Origin of the sequence: Lentzea waywayandensis, assembly GCF_900115955.1 — a bacterium.
Lineage (GTDB): Bacteria > Actinomycetota > Actinomycetes > Mycobacteriales > Pseudonocardiaceae > Lentzea > Lentzea waywayandensis.
Genome location: NZ_FOYL01000018.1, coordinates 127,749 through 144,726 on the forward strand (window position 1 = coordinate 127,749; position 16,978 = coordinate 144,726).

Genomic DNA, 16,978 nt, shown 5'->3' on the forward strand with positions numbered 1-16,978 from the left:
CGCAGGCCGGGGGCGTTCGAAGAGCAAGATCAGGAACGCGGCGCGTTGCCCGCCTGGTCGGTCAGCATGCGCAGGCCCGACACGAGGCCGCCCGCGAGGTCGCCCTCCTTGAAGGACGCCACCATGCTCATCACCGCGAGCTTGGCACCGCGGTCGGCGAGACGGCGGTGGGACTCCTCGCCCGTCACGATCTCGACGACGCGCTCGCCCGGCGACACGGCCACGAGGACGTGGTGCGTCGGACGCTCGGTGGAGCCGTGCAGCTCCTGCGCGCGCTCGTGAGCGTTCGTGCCGAGCTCGCCCAGGTACACGCTGAAGTCGAGGCCCGTGGAGCGGCTGGAGAGCGTCAGCGCCTCGTCCAGCTGCGCGAGCTGGGCAGGCGTGAACGGCAGCTCCGGCGCGTGCGGCTCGTACATCTTCGCCGCGGACACACGACCGCTGTTCGTCACGACGGCACCGACGGGCAGCGTCGACGGGTCGACGGCCTCGATCGCCTTACCAGTTGCCACGTGCGCCTCCCTTGGCGGTCGAGTCCGAGGCACCGGACTCGGCGGCGCTGTGGGGCTCAGCGCTCAACCCAGCCGGGTTCGCGCTCCACCACACCGGGGCGTAGCCCCACTCCTGGCCGGGCCGGTACCGGGGAATCCGGGTGGCCTTTGGCCTCACCGTCAGCAGCGTGATCACGCCGTAGATCGCCAGCGGGATCAACGCGAAGACGAGAACGGTCTCCACGATGGTCACGGCGGGTACGGTAGCCGAACTCAGCCGCGCGCGAGCGGCCGGGCCAGCAAGATCGCGGTGAATCCCACGATCGAGCCCGCCACGACGTAGACGGTGCCCAGTGACGTCGCCTCGGCGAGTGGTCCGGCAAGGCCCGCGCCCAGTGGTGAGAGGCCCCAGGCGAGCACCCGATAAGCGCTGGTCACGCGTCCCATCATCGGCCCCGGTGTGAGCCGTTGCCGCCGGGTCGCGGACAGCACGTTCCAGCCCGCGGACGCCACGCCGAACAGCACGCACGCGAACACCGCCACCACCAGCCACGGCGTGAGACCGAACAACGCGAACGCGGCGCCGAGCAACGCCAGGAACCCGACCATGACCCGTCCGGCACCCCACCGCGCCGCGAGCCGCGGGGACAGCCGGGCGCCTAGCAGAGCGCCGGCCGCCATGCACACGACGAGAACCGGAACCACCGGTTCGGCGAGGCCGAGTACCTGGATGGAGTAGAGCGCCAGCATGGCGTTGATCGCGGCTGCGCAGATTGCTGTGATTGCAACGGCAACTACCAGTGACCGCAGGCCAGGGGTCCGCACGAGGAACCGCGCGCCCTCGGCCAGTTGTCCACGAAGATCACTGCCAGAGCGTTCGGGAGCGACGTCTGGAACGCGGGACACGAGCACCGCGGCGGCGACGAACGAGAGCGCGTCGAGCGCGAAGCAGGCCGCCGGCGCCCACCAGAACAACACCGCGGCGGCCAGCGGGCCGGCCAGGTCCATGCCGATCGTCTCGACCGTCACGAACCGGCCGTTGGCCGCCTCCAGCTCGTCCTGGCCCGCGAGCTCGACCAGCAGCACCTGGGACGCCGAGTCCGCGAACGTCTCCGCGGAGGTCAGCACGAAAGCCGTGGCGCACAAGACGACCACCGTCGCGTGTCCGGTGTGGACTGCCAGAGCGAGCACTCCGGTCACCCCGGCACGCAGCCAATGTGCCACCACGACAACGGTTCTCGGTCTCCAGCGGTCCACAAGCGCACCCGCGGGCAGCGCGACGAGCAACCAGGGCAGAGTGAGCGCGACGGCCACAGCGGACACCGCGAGCGGACTGCGGGTGCTCGAGGCGGTGAACAGGGGCAGCGCGACGAGGCGCACGCCGTCGCCCACGAGCGACACCGCCCAAGCCCCGGTGAGCGCTCGGAAACCCCGTCCACGCACGCCTTTTGCACTATGACGCATGTCACGTTCCATCAGATTGAACGCTACAGAGCGTGTCCATACCCGCCAGTAAGGGCAATGAGTGCTCTCGTGCGGCGCAGCGGTTACACCCGGTCAGGCCTCACCCGGTCGGCGGCGAACGGGTGCCGGTTTGGGGTCTTGTTCCCGGAACACCCACCTCTTAGCTTTTCACCTATACGGGTCTTGCGCACCCGCCCCGAGCGAGCTGGAGGACACAAAATGTTCACGATGACCCGCCCCCAGGCCGTGACCTTCACTCTTCCGAGCTACAAGGACGATTCAGTGCGTATCACGGCCAGTGACTCCGTCCGGATCACGATGACCGACTCCGTTCGGATCACCGCGCGCGATTCGGTGCGCATCACGGCCCGCGACTCCGTGCGCATCACGATGGCAGACTCCGTGCGCATCACGGCGAGCGATTCGGTCAGGATCACGTGCGCCGACTCCGTCCGCATCACGGCGCTCGACGACTCCGTTCGGATCACCGCTCAGCAGGACTCGGTGAGGATCACTGCGCGTGAGGACTCGGTCCGGATCACCATGGACGACTCGGTCCGCATCACGGCGCACGACGACTCCGTCCGCATCACCGCTCAGGACTCGGTCCGCATCACGATGGACGACTCCGTCCGCATCACGGCGCACGACGATTCCGTCCGGATCACGATGGATGACAGCGTCCGGATCACCGCACACGACGACTCCGTCCGCATCACGGCTCAGGACTCGGTCCGCATCACCATGGACGACTCCGTGCGCATCACGGCGCACGACGACTCGGTCCGCATCACCGCTCAGGACTCGGTCCGCATCACCGCTCAGGACTCGGTCCGCATCACCATGGACGACAGCGTGCGCATCACGGCCCACGACGACTCCGTGCGCATCACCGCTCAGCAGGACAGCGTCCGCATCACCGCACGCGAAGACTCCGTGCGCATCACGATGGACGACTCGGTCCGCATCACCGCGCTCGACGACTCGGTGCGCATCACGGCGCGCCAGAACGACTTCTCCCTCGCGGCCTGACCCGAAACGACGACCAGCCTCAGGCAGCCGGTTCGCCCAGGTACGGCAACCACTGCGGATCAGCCTCGGCCACGCCGGCGAGCAGTCGCCAGTGCGGGCCACGTGGCGCCGCGGGAACGACGCGCAGCCGCCAGCCCAGTTCGGACAGCAGTTTGTCCGCCTTGCGGTGGTTGCACTTCGCACAGCAGGCGACGCAGTTGGTCCAGGTGTGAGGTCCGCCACGCGAGCGCGGCACGACGTGGTCGATCGTCTCGGCCCGCCCGCCGCAGTAGGCGCAGCGATAACGGTCGCGGTGCATGAGCCCGGCACGGGTCATCGGCACGCGACCGCGATAAGGCACGCGAACGTAGGAGCTCAGCCGGATCACGGACGGCACGAGCACCTCGGACTTCGACGAGTGCAGCACCAGCCCGGAGGCGTCTCCGTGCACGACTTCGGCTTTCCCGCACACCACCAGGACCACCGCGCGGCGCAGCGATAACGCCGTGAGCGGCTCGAACGTGGCGTTCAGCAGCAGGACCTTGCGTCTTCCCCAGGGGAAAACAGCCGGCGTCGGACCGGTACCTCCCCCATCTCGATCCCCATCCGGCACGGCCCGCAGCTCAGGCGGTTTTCGGCATGGGGGGACCGTCGGCGCCGTCTCGCCTGGTAGCGAGGTGCCGATAGGGGTCGGTTGTCGGTCTGGCACGCGACCACCTCCACCGGTTCAGCCATAGGAGACCACACTTACCAGGAAAAAATCACGTGTGATAAGTGACGCGTCACGGATGTGTGATCAAACCTGGGGTGAACTCGCTCCCTATCGGAAGTCGTTTTCAAGAGCCCGCTACCCTTGACAAGGTGACAGAGGCTCCTTCCACTCCACTGCCTGCGACGATCACCTACCCGATCGCCGAGCGGCTAAACATCGCCGAGCAGATTCACGGGCGCGACGTCGCCGATCCGTACCGGTGGCTCGAGGACACCGCGGACCCCCGCACGGCGGAGTGGTCGCAGGCACAGGACGTGCTCGCACGCTCCTGGTTGGACGCGATGCCCGGCCGCGCACGCCTGGGCGAGCGCCTGAAGGAGCTGATGCGCACGGGTTCGGTGTCCACGCCGACCTGGCGCGCGGGCAGGGCGTTCTTCAGCCGCCGCGGTCCCGAGCAGGACCATCCCGTCGTCGTGGTGCGCGAGGCCGACGGCACCGAACGCGTGCTGCTCGACGTCAGCGCCCTCGACCCGTCCGGCCGGACCACCCTCGACGGCTGGTCCCCCAGCCTCGAAGGCACGCGCCTCGCGTACCAGGTGTCCATCGGTGGCAACGAGCACTCGCTGCTGCACGTGATCGACGTCGAGTCGGGCGAGCTCATCGAGGGCCCCATCGACCGGTGCCGTTACTCCTCGATCGGCTGGCTGCCCGGCGGCGAGGAGTTCTTCTACGTCCGCCAGCTCGACCCGGCGCTGCTGCCCGAGGACGAGAGGCTGTTCCATCGCCGCGTGTGGCGTCACCGCGTCGGCGCAGACCCCGCCACGGACCTCAACGTGCACGGCGACGGCCAGGCGCACACCTTCTACTACTCACTAACCGTGTCGCAGGACGGCCGTTGGCTGGTCGTGAGCGGTGCGCCCAGCACGATGAAGCACGACTCCGTGTGGATCGCGGACCTGCACGGCGACGGCGCGCTCAAGCCGGTGATCCTGACCGAGGCCGGCGTGCAGTGCTCGGCGTTCGTCGCCCGCGACGGCAGGCTCTACCTGCACACCAACCACGGTGCGCCCCGGCAGCGCCTCTGCGTCGCCGACCCCGCGAACCCCACCGAGTGGACCGAGCTGATCAGCGAGGAACCGGACTCGGTGCTGGACGGCGTGCGCTGGCTCAACGGCGACCTCGTCGTCCTGCGCACCCGGCACGCGGTGTCCGAACTGCACCTGCACGACGCCGCGACCGGCGCACACGTGCGGGAGATCCCGCTGCCCGGCACGGGTTCGTTGCACGGCATGTCCGTTGTGGACGCTCAGACGGCCCACGACCAGGACACGCTGTGGTTCGGGTGGACGGACTTCGTGACGCCGCAGTCGGTGTTCCGGTTCTCGAAGGCCACGGGCGAGACCGTGCTGCACGAGGCCGCACCTGGCCGCGTCGAACTGCCGGCCGTGACGACGCAGCAGATCGCCTACACGTCCAAGGACGGCACGACGGTCCACATGTTCGTCGTCAGCGGCGAGCAGAAGCCCGACCTGCCCCGTCCCGCGCTGCTCACCGGCTACGGCGGCTTCGCGATCGGCCGCGGCCCCGGCTACAGCGCGACCACGCTGGCGTGGGTCGAGGCGGGGGGCGTGTGGGTGCACGTGTCGTTGCGCGGCGGCGACGAGGAAGGCGAGGACTGGCATGTCGCCGGCATGCGCGCCAACAAGCAGAACGTGTTCGACGACTTCCACGCCGCCGCAGAACGTCTGGTGCGCGACGGGTGGACCACACCGCAGCAGTTGTCGATCATGGGAGGCTCCAACGGTGGCCTGCTCGTGGGCGCCGCGCTGACCCAGCGCCCGGAGCTCTACGCCGCCGTGGTGTGCTCAGCGCCACTGCTCGACATGGTGCGCTACGAGAAGTTCCTGCTCGGACGGTTGTGGGCCGACGAGTACGGCAGCGCAAGCGTTTCCGAGGAGCTGGGCTGGCTGCTCTCCTACTCTCCTTATCACCGAGTGGTAACGGACGTTGAGTACCCTTCAGTCTTGTTCACGGTGTTCGAGTCGGATTCTCGTGTGGACCCCAACCACGCCAGGAAGATGTGCGCGGCACTGCAGCACGCTTCGTCCAGTGATCCGACCAAGCACCCCGTGCTGATCCGCCGCGAGACCGAGGTCGGTCACGCCGGACGATCGGTCAGCCGGACGGTGTCTCTCGCCGTGGACCAGCTGACGTTTCTCGCGAATGCCACTGGCATGGAGTTGTAGGAGGGCACGAGCACGTGTTGGCCACGAGTCCTGTGGATGACGCCGCGAACAAGACCGCGCAGGCGGTCGAGTTCTTCGAGAAGTACGGCCCCACGATCCTGGCGGGCGCGATCAAGATCGTCCTGATCCTGATCGCCGCCATCATCCTCAGGGCCATGCTGCGCAAGGTCATCGACCGGATCACCACGCCCGGCAAGGAAGGCAAGAAGCCGGGTCTGCTCAAGCCGCTGCGGGAACGCGCTCCACAGGCGCTCGGGAACCTCATCTCCGAACGCCGTGAGCAGCGCGCCCGCACGATCGGCTCGGTGCTGAAGTCCATCGTCACGATCCTGATCTTCGGAATCGCGTTCCTCGAGGTCCTGATCGTGGTGGGCATCAACATCACGCCGATCCTGACCTCGGCGGGCATCCTGGGCGTCGCCATCGGTTTCGGCGCCCAGAACCTGGTGAAGGACTTCCTGGCCGGCATGTTCATGCTGCTGGAGGACCAGTACGGCGTCGGTGACGTCGTGGACCTCGGCCCGGCGACCGGCACCGTCGAGGCGGTCGCGCTGCGCACCACCACGATCCGGGACACGGGCGGCACGGTCTGGTACGTCCGCAACGGCGAGATCCTGCGCGTCGGCAACTCGTCGCAGGGCTTCGCGGTCGCGGTCGTCGACCTGCCGCTGAGCTACGGCGCGAACCTCGCCGAGGCCACCCAGGTGCTGGAGACCCGGGTCGCCGAGGTGGCCGAGAAGGACCCGCTGAAGTCGGACATCACGGCCAAGCCCGAGGTGCTGGGCGTCGAGAAGTTCACGCCGGAGGGCATCACCCTGCGGGTCACCGTGAAGACGCGTCCCGGCCGCCAGTGGGCGGTCCAGCGCAACCTGCGCGCGCAGCTCATGCCCGCGCTGGAAGAGGCGGGCTTCACCGCCAAGTGAGTTAGAACACCCATTCGAGACGGTGATCATCGGGCGTCCTGCCAGTTCACACCCCTATGGCAGAGCCAACAGCCGGGGCGGCCTGCGCGCGGTGGCCGCCGTGAGTCAGGATGGGTGTGTGGGAAACCCCGTGAGCTTCTTCGAACAGGTCGGTGGCGAGGAGACGTTCCACCGCATCGTCGCGCGCTTCTACAAAGAGGTGAAGGCCGACGAGGTCCTCCTCCCGCTGTACCCGGAAGAGGACCTCGGACCTGCGGAGGAGCGGTTGCGGCTGTTCCTCATGCAGTACTGGGGCGGTCCCCACACCTACTCGGACAACCGGGGCCACCCGAGGCTGCGGATGCGCCACGCACCGTTCAAGATCGGACCGATCGAGCGGGACGCGTGGCTGCGCTGCATGAGGATCGCCGTTGACGAGGCCGGTCTGGACGAGGCTCACCGCAAGCAGCTCTGGGACTACATGGAGATGGCCGCGAACAGCTTGATGAACAGCTTTTCGTGACCGCCCGTCACCCGAACGGGTCCTTTAGCAGCGAGACGAATGGCAGGATGACCCCCCGTGCGCCGATCCTCCGACCTCACCCCTGAGATCGCCGAAGAGTCCGCCTGGTGGCGTGACGCCGTCTTCTACCAGGTCTACGTGCGTTCCTTCGCCGACTCCAACGGCGACGGCGTCGGCGACCTCGACGGCATCCGCTCCCGCCTCGGCTACCTGGAACTGCTCGGCGTCGACGCCCTGTGGCTGACGCCGTTCTACCGCTCGCCGATGGCCGACCACGGCTACGACGTCGCCGACCCGCGCGACGTCGACCCGATCTTCGGCGACCTGGCCGCGTTCGACCGGCTGGTGGCGGACGCGCACGAGCACAACATCCGCGTGACGATCGACCTGGTCCCGAACCACACGAGCGACCTGCACGTGTGGTTCCAGGAGGCGCTGCAGGCCGGTCCCGGCAGCATGGAGCGCGCCCGCTACGTCTTCCGCGAGGGCCGCGGCTTCGACGGCTCGCAGCCGCCGAACAACTGGACGTCCGTCTTCGGCGGTCCCGCGTGGACCCGAGTGCCGGACGGCCAGTGGTTCCTGCACCTGTTCGCGCCGGAGCAGCCCGACCTCAACTGGGACCACCCGGAGGTCCGCGCCGACCTGGAGCACACGCTGCGGTTCTGGCTGGACCGCGGTGTCGACGGCTTCCGCATCGACGTGGCGCACGGCATGGCCAAGCCCGAAGGCCTGCCGGACATGGAGATCCGCGCGCAGGCTCCCGGTGTGCTGTCCGACGACGCGCACGACCCGCGCTTCGACAACGACGGCGTGCACGAGATCCACCGCATGATCCGCAAGGTCATGGACGGCTACCCCGGCACCATGGCCGTCGGCGAGATCTGGGTGAAGGACGACGAGCGCTTCGCCGCCTACGTCCGTCCCGACGAGCTGCACCTGGGCTTCAACTTCCGGCTGGTCGAGGCCGGTTTCGACGCCGACGCCGTCCGCACGGCCATCGAGCACTCGCTCGGCGCAGTCGCGCTGACCGGCACGCCCGCCACCTGGACGCTGTCGAACCACGACGTGGTGCGCCACGTGACGCGGTACGGCGGCGGGGCGCTGGGCGAGCAGCGGGCCCGCGCGATGACGCTGGTCGAGCTGGCGCTGCCGGGCGTGATCTACCTCTACAACGGCGAAGAGCTCGGCCTGCCGAACGTGGAGCTGCCGGACTGGGCCCTTCAGGACCCGACCTGGGAGCGTTCCGGGCACACCGAGCGCGGCCGGGACGGCTGCCGCGTGCCGATCCCGTGGGAGGGCACCAGCCCGCCGTTCGGGTTCTCCACGGCGGTGAACACCTGGCTGCCGCAGCCGAACGAGTGGGACCACCTCACGGCCGAGGCACAGCTGGAAGACCCGGGTTCGATGCTGTCGCTGTACCGCGAGGCGCTGGAGCACCGGAAGTCCAACGCGGGCTTCGCCGGTGAGGAACTGGAGTGGTACGGCGCCCCGGCCGGCTGCTTCGCGTTCCGGCGCAAGGGTGGCGGGCTGATCTGCGCCCTGAACACCTCGGGCGCGTCCGTGCCGCTGCCTCCCGGTCAGGTGCTGCTGTCGTCCGGTCCGATGGACGGCGACCAGCTGCCGCCCGACACGGCCGTCTGGCTGGTCTGAGTTTCTCGCTGCGGGCGTGCTTCACGCCCGCAGCTTGTCCTCCACGACCAGCAACGCCCCGAACACCAGCACGAGCGCGGCCACCTGGGCGATCGCGAGCCACAGCCCGATCGGCACGGTGGCGAGCGAGGCGACGACCGCGATCACGCGCCACTTCACGGTGCCGATCCGCAGCAACGCCCGGAACACCACCTGCCCGATCAGGAAGAGCGCCGCTCCACCGCCCAGTGCGAGCGCGCCGCTGAGGTAGAGGTGATCCGTGGCGTGGCCGATGGTCTTCTTCACGCCGACCGCCACCACGACGACGCCGAGCAGCATCGGCGCGTGCGCCCATCCGAACGCCGACAGCGCCGCTCTTGCCCGCTCCGGCGCCGGCATGGCGGCGAGGCTGTGTTCGGCGCGGGTGTCCTGCGCGCGGCCGAAGTAGCACCACCAGAGCTGGTAGACGAGCGTGAGGCCGAGCAGCGCGGCGATGACGAGATCGAGGCCCAGCGGTAGTCCCGCCGCGCCGATGCCGATCGCGATGATCGACTCGCCGAGCGCGACGATGACGACGAGCCCGTGCCGTTCGACGAAGTGCGCGGGCCTGATGCGGAACTCGCCGTGCCTGCGGTTCACGTACGGCGAGGCGACCATCAGCACGACCGCGGCGGTCCAGGCCACCGCGCGCCACGTGCTGGGCATGAAGCCGCCGACGAGCACGAGGGCGGCGGACCCGAGGTTGAACGGCGCCAGCCGCGCCATCGCCGCGGCAGACCCCGGACCACCCGCCGAGATGAACAGCCCGGAGTGCACGAGGTTCACGATCAGGTACCCGATGCCGAACGCCGGCCCGGCCGCCTCGAAGGCGTTCGGGATCGCGAGCGCGATGACCAGGAACCCGCCCATGCCGACCATGAGCAGCAACCGGCGCACCGTGGTGTCCGGAGCGACGGCGTTCGTGAGCCAGACGTACCCGAAGTACATCCACAGGATCACGAACAGCATGATCACGATCTGCCCGAAGCCCAGCGGTGACGTGTCGTCGGCGAGCGTGCCGGTCAGCTGCGTGATGGTGAAGACGAAGACCAGGTCGAAGAAGAGTTCCAGGGTGGAGACCCGGTACTCCGTCTCCTCCTGCGGTTGCGTTTCGGCGGACACGCGCGACATCGTGCCACGCGCATCCGCTTGCGGCGCCGTGAATTCCTCAGCGGCGAACCTGGACCAAGCTCCAGGTCAGACGAGCAGCGGCAGCATCGAGTGGCGTCGCCGCACGACCGCGCCGTAGCGGGCGTCGATCCGCAGCCACGAGTCGGTCGCGGTCACCCGCACCTCGCCGTCGTCGCCGAGGAAACCCATGCCCGACAACGCGAACAGGACCCGCAGCGCGATCTTCACGTCCAGTCCGGAGCCGCTGACCGTCAGCACCGTCTGGTCCAGCAACGAGGCCGGCGGCGTCCCCTGCGGCCCGGTGTTCTCCCTGGCCACCTCGACGCCCTCGTCCGCGAGCTTCGCGATGACCTCGACCGGCAGCCGGTCGACCATCAGCCAGCCCTCGGCGGGCGGCAGGGCCGAGCGCCACATCAGGTCCTTGGCCGGGCCGGGGTCGATCCGTTCGTCGCGCATGACCGCGAGGCCCGTCAGCAGCTCCGAGCCGGACACCGTGACGTCCGCCGGAGTCGCCTGTCCCGCAACGGTTCGCGTGGCGAGCGTGTCGAACGGCGTGGCCACCCACGCGTCGAGCAGCTCCTCGTTCCGGTTGCGCAGCCGCACGACGGTCTGTGCGTCGAGCCGCACCGCCCGCGCGGCGAACGCCCCGAGGTCGTCTCTCTCGGCCGCGTCGGCCAACACCAGCTCAGGCACCGTTTCCCCCTGCCCGCCACCCGGCGAGAAAGTCGCGCTCGGCCTCGGTCAGCCGGCGCGGTCGTGCTGTCGTCACGTTGTAGGGCGCCATGAGCGTCTCCGCCTTGACCACCACCGGGCTGTTCACGTCACGGCTGCCGCGCACCACGTAGTCGAGCGTCAGCGACGCGGACTTCAGCTCCCGCACCGACATCTCCACCATGACGTCCTCGCCGGTGAACACGATCGGCGCGAGGTACTCGACCACGAGCTTCGCCACGACCATGCCCTCGGCCAGTTCCTTGACCCCGTGGCGGGCCGCCTCGGTGAACAGCAGCTCGATGCGGGCCTCTTCGAGCAACGTCACCGTGTTCGCGTGGTTGACGTGGCCGAACGCATCCATGTCCGACCATCGCGGCCGCACACCAGTGACGAAGACACCCATGCAGGGACCCTACCGTCCACGAACCTTCACAGGACCTCCACACCAGCCGATTGAAAATCGATAGGCAGCTCTCGATACTCGATCTATGTCTCGCGTAGTGGTGTTCTTCCTGCAGACCCTGCTCGCCGTCGCGGTTCTCGGCGGCCTGTTCGCGCAGGTCGTGGTGATCCCAGGAACCGCGGAGGGCGAGGTCGAACTCTTCCCGCCCTACGAGTCCGTGCGGCTGCCGTTCGTGGTGTTCGCGATCGTCTTCATCGTGTGCCTTCAAGTCCTCGCGGTGGCGTTGGGCGGAATGCTGCAGCGGGCGGGTGAGGGCACCGTGTTCGAGTCCGGCGCGCTCTTGTGGACGAACGTCGCGATCGGCGCCATTGCCGGCGGTGGCGTCGTGCTCGCGTCGCTGTTCGTCTACGTCACGTTCGCGGACATCCCCTCGCCCGCCGACGGCATGGAGGTCCTCGGGCTGTGGATGGGTTCTGCCGTCGGCACGATCGCGGCGATCGGTGTCGCGTTGCTGGTCGTCATCGGACGGCAGTGGCTCGGCAGGGCGATCGCCCAGCGCGCGGAACTGGAGCAGGTCGTCTGAGAAACGCCTGGGCGCCGCGGAGGGGATTCCGCAGCGCCCAGGTTCTCGTTCGTGCTCTTGCTAGCGGACCATGCTCCGCACCTGGCGGGCGGCGACGGACAGGGTGGCCAGGTCCAGCTGGTGGACCCGGTTGATCTCCTCCAGCGCGCCACGCGAGCGAGACAGGCGGGAAGCGTTGGCCTGCTCCCACTTGGCGATCTTCTCGGTCGCCGTGTCGCCCTCGTCGCTCGCCCTGAGGACGTCGACGGAGATGGCCCGCAGCGACGAGTAGAAGTCGTCGCGGAGAGCCAGCCGGGCCAGGGCGTGCCAGCGGTTGCCGCGCTCCAGGTTCGTCACCGAGTCCAGCATGTGGTCGATGTCGAGGTGGTCGGACAGCGAGAAGTACAGCTCGGCCGTCTCCCGGTGCGTGCGCTCCGGGCCCGCGCCGCCGGTCGGGCCGAACTCGCGTTCGGCGAGCTCGGCGATCTCGGTGACGTCGAGCAGGCCGTACATGTAGAGCAGCGCCGCGACCTTGCGGGCGAGCTCGGCCGGGACGCCCTGTTCGACGTACCGGTCGGCCTTGCCCGCGACGACGTCCAGTTCCTTGCCCTGCAACAGGTCGAAGGCGAACGGGCTGAGCTTCTCGACCACGCCGCGGAAGCGGTTGATCGTCGAGCCCACCGGCAGCGGCTGCGGGCGGTTGGAGAGCAGCCAGCGGGACGCGCGGTCCAGCAGGCGGCGGGTCTCCAGGACCATGCTGTCCTGGACCTCCGTCGGCACCACGTTGTCCAGCGCCTGGATCTCGCGCCAGATCGACGGCAGGTCGAACACCTCGGTGACCACGGCGTAGGAGCGCACCGCGTCGGTCGCCGACGCGCTCATCTCCTCGGCCAGGCGGAAGGCGTAGGACACACCGCCGCCGTCGACCACCTCGTTGACGACGACGGTGGTGATGATCTCCTTCGCCAGCGGGTGGTTCGGGATGGCCGCTCCGAAGCGCTCGCGCAACAAGGTCGGGAAGTAGTCCGGCAGCTTGTTCTTGAACGTGTCGATCGTCGGGATCTCGCTCGCCAGCAGCTCTTCCTTCAGCGTGAGCTTGGTGAAGGCCAGCAGCGTGGAGAGTTCCGGCGAGGTGAGGCCCTGGCCGTTCTTCTCCAGCGCCTTGAACTCCGCCGCACTCGGCAGGGCCTCCAGCTTGCGGTTGAGAGCGCCGCGAGCTTCGAGGTCAGCCGTGAGACGCGCGTGCACCGACAGCATCGGTGCGGCGTGCGCCCGGCTGACGCCGAGGACGTTGTTCTGCGAGTAGTTGTCCGCCAGCACGAGCTCGCCGACCTCGTCGGTCATCTCGCCGAGAACCTCGTTGCGCTGCAACTGTTCCAGCGAACCCTCCCGGACCAGGTGGTCCAGCAGGATCTTGATGTTGACCTCGTGGTCGGAGCAGTCGACGCCGGCGGAGTTGTCGAGCGCGTCGGTGTTGACCTTGCCACCGGTGCGCGCGAACTCGATGCGGCCGCGCTGGGTCAGGCCCAGGTTGCCGCCCTCGCCGACGACCTTGACGCGCAGGTCGGCGCCGTCGACGCGGATCGAGTCGTTCGCCTTGTCACCGACGTCGGCGTGCGACTCGGTCGACGCCTTGACGTACGTGCCGATGCCGCCGTTCCAGAGCAGATCGACCGGCGAGAGCAGGATCGCCTTCTTGAGCTCCGGCGGCGACAGCTTGACCACGCCCTCCTCCAGGCCCAGCGCGACGCGGGCCTGCTCGGAGATCGGGATCGACTTGGCCGTGAGCGGGAAGATGCCGCCGCCCTCGCTGATCAGCGAGCGGTCGTAGTCGTCCCACGACGAGCGCGGGACGTTGAACAACCGCACGCGCTCGGCGAACGACGTGTCCGCGACCGGGTTCGGGTCGATGAAGATGTGCCGGTGGTCGAACGCGGCCACGAGCCGGATGTGCTCGGACAGCATCATGCCGTTGCCGAACACGTCACCGGACATGTCGCCGATGCCGACGACGGTGAACTCCTCGGTCTGCGTGTCCACGCCGAGCTCGCGGAACGAGCGCTTCACGCTCTCCCACGCGCCCTTGGCCGTGATGCCCATGGCCTTGTGGTCGTAGCCGATGGAGCCACCGGAGGCGAACGCGTCGCCGAGCCAGAAGCCGTAGCTCTGGCTCACGCCGTTGGCGATGTCGGAGAACGTCGCGGTGCCCTTGTCCGCGGCCACGACCAGGTACGTGTCGTCGGCGTCGTAGCGCACGACCTGCGGCGCGGGCACGACCTCGTTGTTGATCAGGTTGTCGGTGAGGTCGAGCAGGCCCGAGATGAACATCTTGTAGCAGGCGATGCCCTCGGACATGAAGTTCTCGCGGTCGATGCCGGGATCACCGGTGGGGGCGATCGGCTTCTTGACGACGAAGCCGCCCTTGGCGCCGACCGGCACGATCACCGCGTTCTTCACGGCCTGCGCCTTGACCAGGCCGAGCACCTCCGTGCGGAAGTCCTCGCGGCGGTCGGACCAGCGCAGACCACCACGCGCGACGCTGCCGAAGCGCAGGTGCACGCCCTCGATCCGCGGCGAGTAGACGAAGATCTCGAACTTCGGCCGCGGCGCGGGCAGGTCCGGGATGGCCTGCGGGTCGAGCTTGACGGACAGGTACGGCCGGGCGTTGCCGTCCGCGTCGCGGAAGAAGTAGTTCGTCCGCAGCGTGGCGTTGATCAGCGTGAGCAGGCTGCGCAGGATGCGGTCCGCGTCGAGGCTCGTCACGTCGTCGATCAGCTTGCCGGTCTCGACGACCATCGTCTCGGTGTGCGCGACACGGGTCGTGCCGTCGAGCGCCGGGTTGAACCGGGCCTCGAACAACGCGACCAGCGCGATCGCCACGCTCGTGTGCGTGAGCACGGCGTCCTCGATGTAGTCCTGCGAGTACGGCGTGCCCGCCTGACGCAGGTACTTCGCGTACGCGCGCAGCATCGCGGCCTGCTGCCAGGTGAGCCCGGCCTGCAGCACCAGCGAGTTGAACCTGTCGACCTCGGCCTCACCGCGCCAGACCGCGGCGAACGCGTCCTGGAACCGCACGCGCACGTTCTCGAGGTCGGCCTCGGACAGCTGGGCGAGCGCGGCCTTGTCGATGCGCAGGCCGAAGTCGTAGATCCAGCACTGCACGCCGTCTTCGCGCGCGATCTCGTAGGGCCGTTCGTCGACCACGATGACGCCCATGCGCTGCAGCATCGGCAGCACGTCCGACAGGGTGATGCCCTCACCGGTCAGGAACAGCTTGAAGCGCCGCTCGCCCGGCTCGGCGTCCTCGGGCACGTAGAAGACCATGTCGAGGTCGCCCTCGACGAGCGCCTCGATGCGCCGGTAGTCCTCCAGGCCGATGGCGGCGTTGAAGTCCTCCTTGTAGGCCTCCGGGAAGACCGCGGCGAACCGCTGGCCCTGCTCCGTGGCCGACTCGGCACCGAGCTCGCCGCTGTCCCCCGTGACGGCCTCGACCATGCGGTCGTCCCAGCTGCGGACGGCCTCGGCGAGCTTGCCCTGGATGGCGTGGACGTCCGGCTCCAGCGTGCGCGACGGGTCCGTGTGGACCATGAAGTGCACACGGGCCAGCGCGGACTCGCCGATGCGCGCGCTGTACTCCAGGTTCAGGCCACCGAGCTCGGCGAGCAGCACCTCCTGCATCGCGAGGCGGCTCGTCGTCGTGTACCGGTCGCGCGGCAGGTAGACCAGGCACGAGAAGAAGCGGCCGAACGGGTCGCGGCGCAGGAACAGCCGCAGCCGGCGGCGTTCCGCGAGCGCGATGACGCCCGTGGTCGTCTGGTAGAGCGTCTCCGCGTCGACCGAGAACAGCTCGGTGCGCGGGTAGTTCTGGATCACCTCGAGCATCCGCTGGCCCGAGTACGACTGCAGCGGGAAGCCCGCGCGGTGGATGACCTCGCGCACGCGGCGCTCGATCACCGGGATGTCGAGCACGTCCTCGTGCAGCGCGGTGGTGCTGAAGATGCCCAGGAACCGGTGCTCGCCGGAGACGTTGCCCTCGCCGTCGAACGTCTTCACGCCCACGTAGTAGGGGTAGACGCTGCGGTGCACGCTGCTCTGCGCGCTGGCCTGCGTCAGCACCAGCAGGTCGGGGCTGAACGCCTGCGCGCCGTTGTCCGGCCCCGCGGTGAGGCTGCGTGCCGCGAGGCTGTCCTGGCGCAGCACGCCGAGCCCGCTCGCGAGCACGGCCCGCAGCGCGGGGTCGCCGTCGTCCTGCACCAGCTCGTACTGCCGGTAGCCCATGAACGTGAAGTGCCCGTCCGCGAGCCACTTGAGCAGCTTCGAGCCGTCGGTGGTGGCCTCGGACGAGTCCTTCTCCAGCTCCTCGGCCAGCTGCAGCGCCGTGGTGACCATGCGGTCGGTGTCCTCGACGACCTCGCGGACGTCGGTCAGCACCGCCAGCAGGCGGGTCTCGAGCTCGCGGGCCCGATCGGGGTCGGTGATGAGGTCGACCTCGACGTTCATCCACGACTCGGCCAGCGCGTCCGCGGGCGGATTGGCCGGATCAGCGGTCGGCAGCACCTCGATGCGCTCACCGGTGACCGGGTCGCGCCGCACGACGACGATCGGGTGCACGACGCGCTGCACCTGCACACCACCACGCGTGAGCTCGGACGCGACCGAGTCCACGAGATACGGCATGTCGTCCGTGACGACCTGCACCACGGTGACGGGACACTGCCACCCGTCGGCACCGCGGGTGGGGTTCAGAATGCGCACCGCGGCGCGTCCGGGAACGCGGCTCTCGGCGAGCTGGTAGTTCGACCGCACCGCTCCGACCAGGTCCACCGGGTCGTCGTCGTTGACTTCCTCGGCGGGCACGTGCCGGTAGAAGAGGCGGATCAGATCAGCGAGTTCGGGGGCATTGGCGGCGGCCCGTTCGATCAGCTCGTCACGGACCTGCTCAGGACTGGCCGGTCGACTGTCATCACCCGCGGCGGGGGCCGCGGAGACGTCGTCGGTTCGGGTCGGGGCTCCAGTCGAGGTCATCTTCAGGCGACTCCACGCTATCCGGCACCTCTGTGTGCCGGGTCCGACCCCACCCTAGATGGGGTGGCGGCCGTCACCGGCAACGGGAGGGGCACTGACGGACCACTGAATCGTGGGCTGAATCGAGTC

At 68.9% G+C, this 16,978-nt stretch carries 14 protein-coding genes; 6 read left to right on the plus strand and 8 right to left on the minus strand.

Annotated features, from left to right (window positions below; genetic code table 11):
- Window positions 1-29: 29 nt before the first annotated feature.
- The 3 genes from BM417_RS42225 to BM417_RS42235 are packed head-to-tail and all read right to left on the minus strand — an operon-like array spanning window position 30 to window position 1,952.
- Window positions 30-509 carry a DUF5130 family protein gene (locus BM417_RS42225; protein WP_093605743.1) on the minus strand — a complete coding sequence of 160 codons (480 nt, stop codon included), beginning with the start codon at window positions 507-509 and terminating at the stop codon, window positions 30-32.
- Complete coding sequence (gene ctaJ, locus BM417_RS42230; protein ID WP_093605744.1) at window positions 496-741, minus strand: aa3-type cytochrome oxidase subunit CtaJ; 246 nt, start codon at window positions 739-741, stop codon at window positions 496-498. The genes BM417_RS42225 and ctaJ overlap by 14 nt, the downstream gene beginning before the upstream one ends.
- Before the next feature lie 20 nt (window positions 742-761).
- The gene (locus BM417_RS42235; RefSeq protein ID WP_218164739.1) at window positions 762-1,952 is read right to left on the minus strand and encodes an MFS transporter; all 1,191 of its coding nucleotides are present in this window, start codon (window positions 1,950-1,952) and stop codon (window positions 762-764) included.
- Window positions 1,953-2,234: 282 nt separating this feature from the next.
- Here BM417_RS42235 and BM417_RS47320 point away from each other — a divergent pair, with 282 nt between their 5' ends.
- Complete coding sequence (locus tag BM417_RS47320) at window positions 2,235-2,984, plus strand: DUF2345 domain-containing protein (protein ID WP_177320922.1); 750 nt, start codon at window positions 2,235-2,237, stop codon at window positions 2,982-2,984.
- A 19-nt stretch (window positions 2,985-3,003) separates the two neighbouring features.
- Here the strand turns inward: BM417_RS47320 and BM417_RS42250 are convergent, their stop codons facing one another.
- Window positions 3,004-3,576, minus strand: a complete 573-nt coding sequence (locus BM417_RS42250; protein ID WP_093605747.1) for an HNH endonuclease — start codon at window positions 3,574-3,576, stop codon at window positions 3,004-3,006.
- A 248-nt stretch (window positions 3,577-3,824) separates the two neighbouring features.
- Here BM417_RS42250 and BM417_RS42255 point away from each other — a divergent pair, with 248 nt between their 5' ends.
- From BM417_RS42255 to BM417_RS42270, 4 genes are all read left to right on the plus strand, one after another.
- On the plus strand, window positions 3,825-5,921 hold the full coding sequence (locus BM417_RS42255) for a prolyl oligopeptidase family serine peptidase (RefSeq protein WP_093605748.1): 2,097 nt from the start codon (window positions 3,825-3,827) through the stop codon (window positions 5,919-5,921).
- A gap of 95 nt (window positions 5,922-6,016) precedes the next feature.
- On the plus strand, window positions 6,017-6,844 hold the full coding sequence (locus tag BM417_RS42260; protein ID WP_245822723.1) for a mechanosensitive ion channel family protein: 828 nt from the start codon (window positions 6,017-6,019) through the stop codon (window positions 6,842-6,844).
- A gap of 118 nt (window positions 6,845-6,962) precedes the next feature.
- Window positions 6,963-7,346 (plus strand): globin, encoded by a 384-nt coding sequence (locus BM417_RS42265; RefSeq protein WP_093605749.1) that lies wholly within the window; start codon window positions 6,963-6,965, stop codon window positions 7,344-7,346.
- Window positions 7,347-7,403: 57 nt separating this feature from the next.
- Window positions 7,404-8,996 (plus strand): glycoside hydrolase family 13 protein, encoded by a 1,593-nt coding sequence (locus BM417_RS42270; protein ID WP_093605750.1) that lies wholly within the window; start codon window positions 7,404-7,406, stop codon window positions 8,994-8,996.
- Between the two features lie 21 nt (window positions 8,997-9,017).
- Here the strand turns inward: BM417_RS42270 and BM417_RS42275 are convergent, their stop codons facing one another.
- The 3 genes from BM417_RS42275 to BM417_RS42285 form a co-directional block, all read right to left on the minus strand.
- Window positions 9,018-10,136: a low temperature requirement protein A gene (locus BM417_RS42275; protein WP_218164740.1), complete on the minus strand. Its 1,119-nt coding sequence runs from the start codon at window positions 10,134-10,136 to the stop codon at window positions 9,018-9,020.
- Window positions 10,137-10,211: 75 nt separating this feature from the next.
- Window positions 10,212-10,838, minus strand: a complete 627-nt coding sequence (locus BM417_RS42280; protein WP_093605752.1) for a hypothetical protein — start codon at window positions 10,836-10,838, stop codon at window positions 10,212-10,214.
- Window positions 10,831-11,262, minus strand: coding sequence for an acyl-CoA thioesterase (locus BM417_RS42285; protein ID WP_093605753.1), 432 nt, complete (start codon window positions 11,260-11,262; stop codon window positions 10,831-10,833). Before BM417_RS42285 ends, BM417_RS42280 begins: the two co-directional genes overlap by 8 nt.
- 85 nt (window positions 11,263-11,347) lie before the next feature.
- On the opposite strand from BM417_RS42285, the gene BM417_RS42290 reads away from it, so the two are divergent.
- On the plus strand, window positions 11,348-11,845 hold the full coding sequence (locus tag BM417_RS42290) for a DUF2975 domain-containing protein (protein WP_093605754.1): 498 nt from the start codon (window positions 11,348-11,350) through the stop codon (window positions 11,843-11,845).
- A gap of 60 nt (window positions 11,846-11,905) precedes the next feature.
- Here BM417_RS42290 and BM417_RS42295 read toward each other — a convergent pair whose 3' ends face one another.
- Window positions 11,906-16,849, minus strand: a complete 4,944-nt coding sequence (locus tag BM417_RS42295) for an NAD-glutamate dehydrogenase (RefSeq protein ID WP_093605755.1) — start codon at window positions 16,847-16,849, stop codon at window positions 11,906-11,908.
- Window positions 16,850-16,978 lie beyond the last annotated feature (129 nt).

What these genes read in the sequence shown, in the direction of transcription:
- BM417_RS42235 (WP_218164739.1), bottom strand. Translation starts at nt 1,952, where the DNA reads ATGCGTCATAGTGCAAAAGGCGTGCGTGGACGGGGTTTCCGAGCGCTC.
- BM417_RS42295 (WP_093605755.1), bottom strand. Translation starts at nt 16,849, where the DNA reads ATGACCTCGACTGGAGCCCCGACCCGAACCGACGACGTCTCCGCGGCC.
- BM417_RS42290 (WP_093605754.1), top strand. Translation starts at nt 11,348, where the DNA reads ATGTCTCGCGTAGTGGTGTTCTTCCTGCAGACCCTGCTCGCCGTCGCG.
- BM417_RS42285 (WP_093605753.1), bottom strand. Translation starts at nt 11,262, where the DNA reads ATGGGTGTCTTCGTCACTGGTGTGCGGCCGCGATGGTCGGACATGGAT.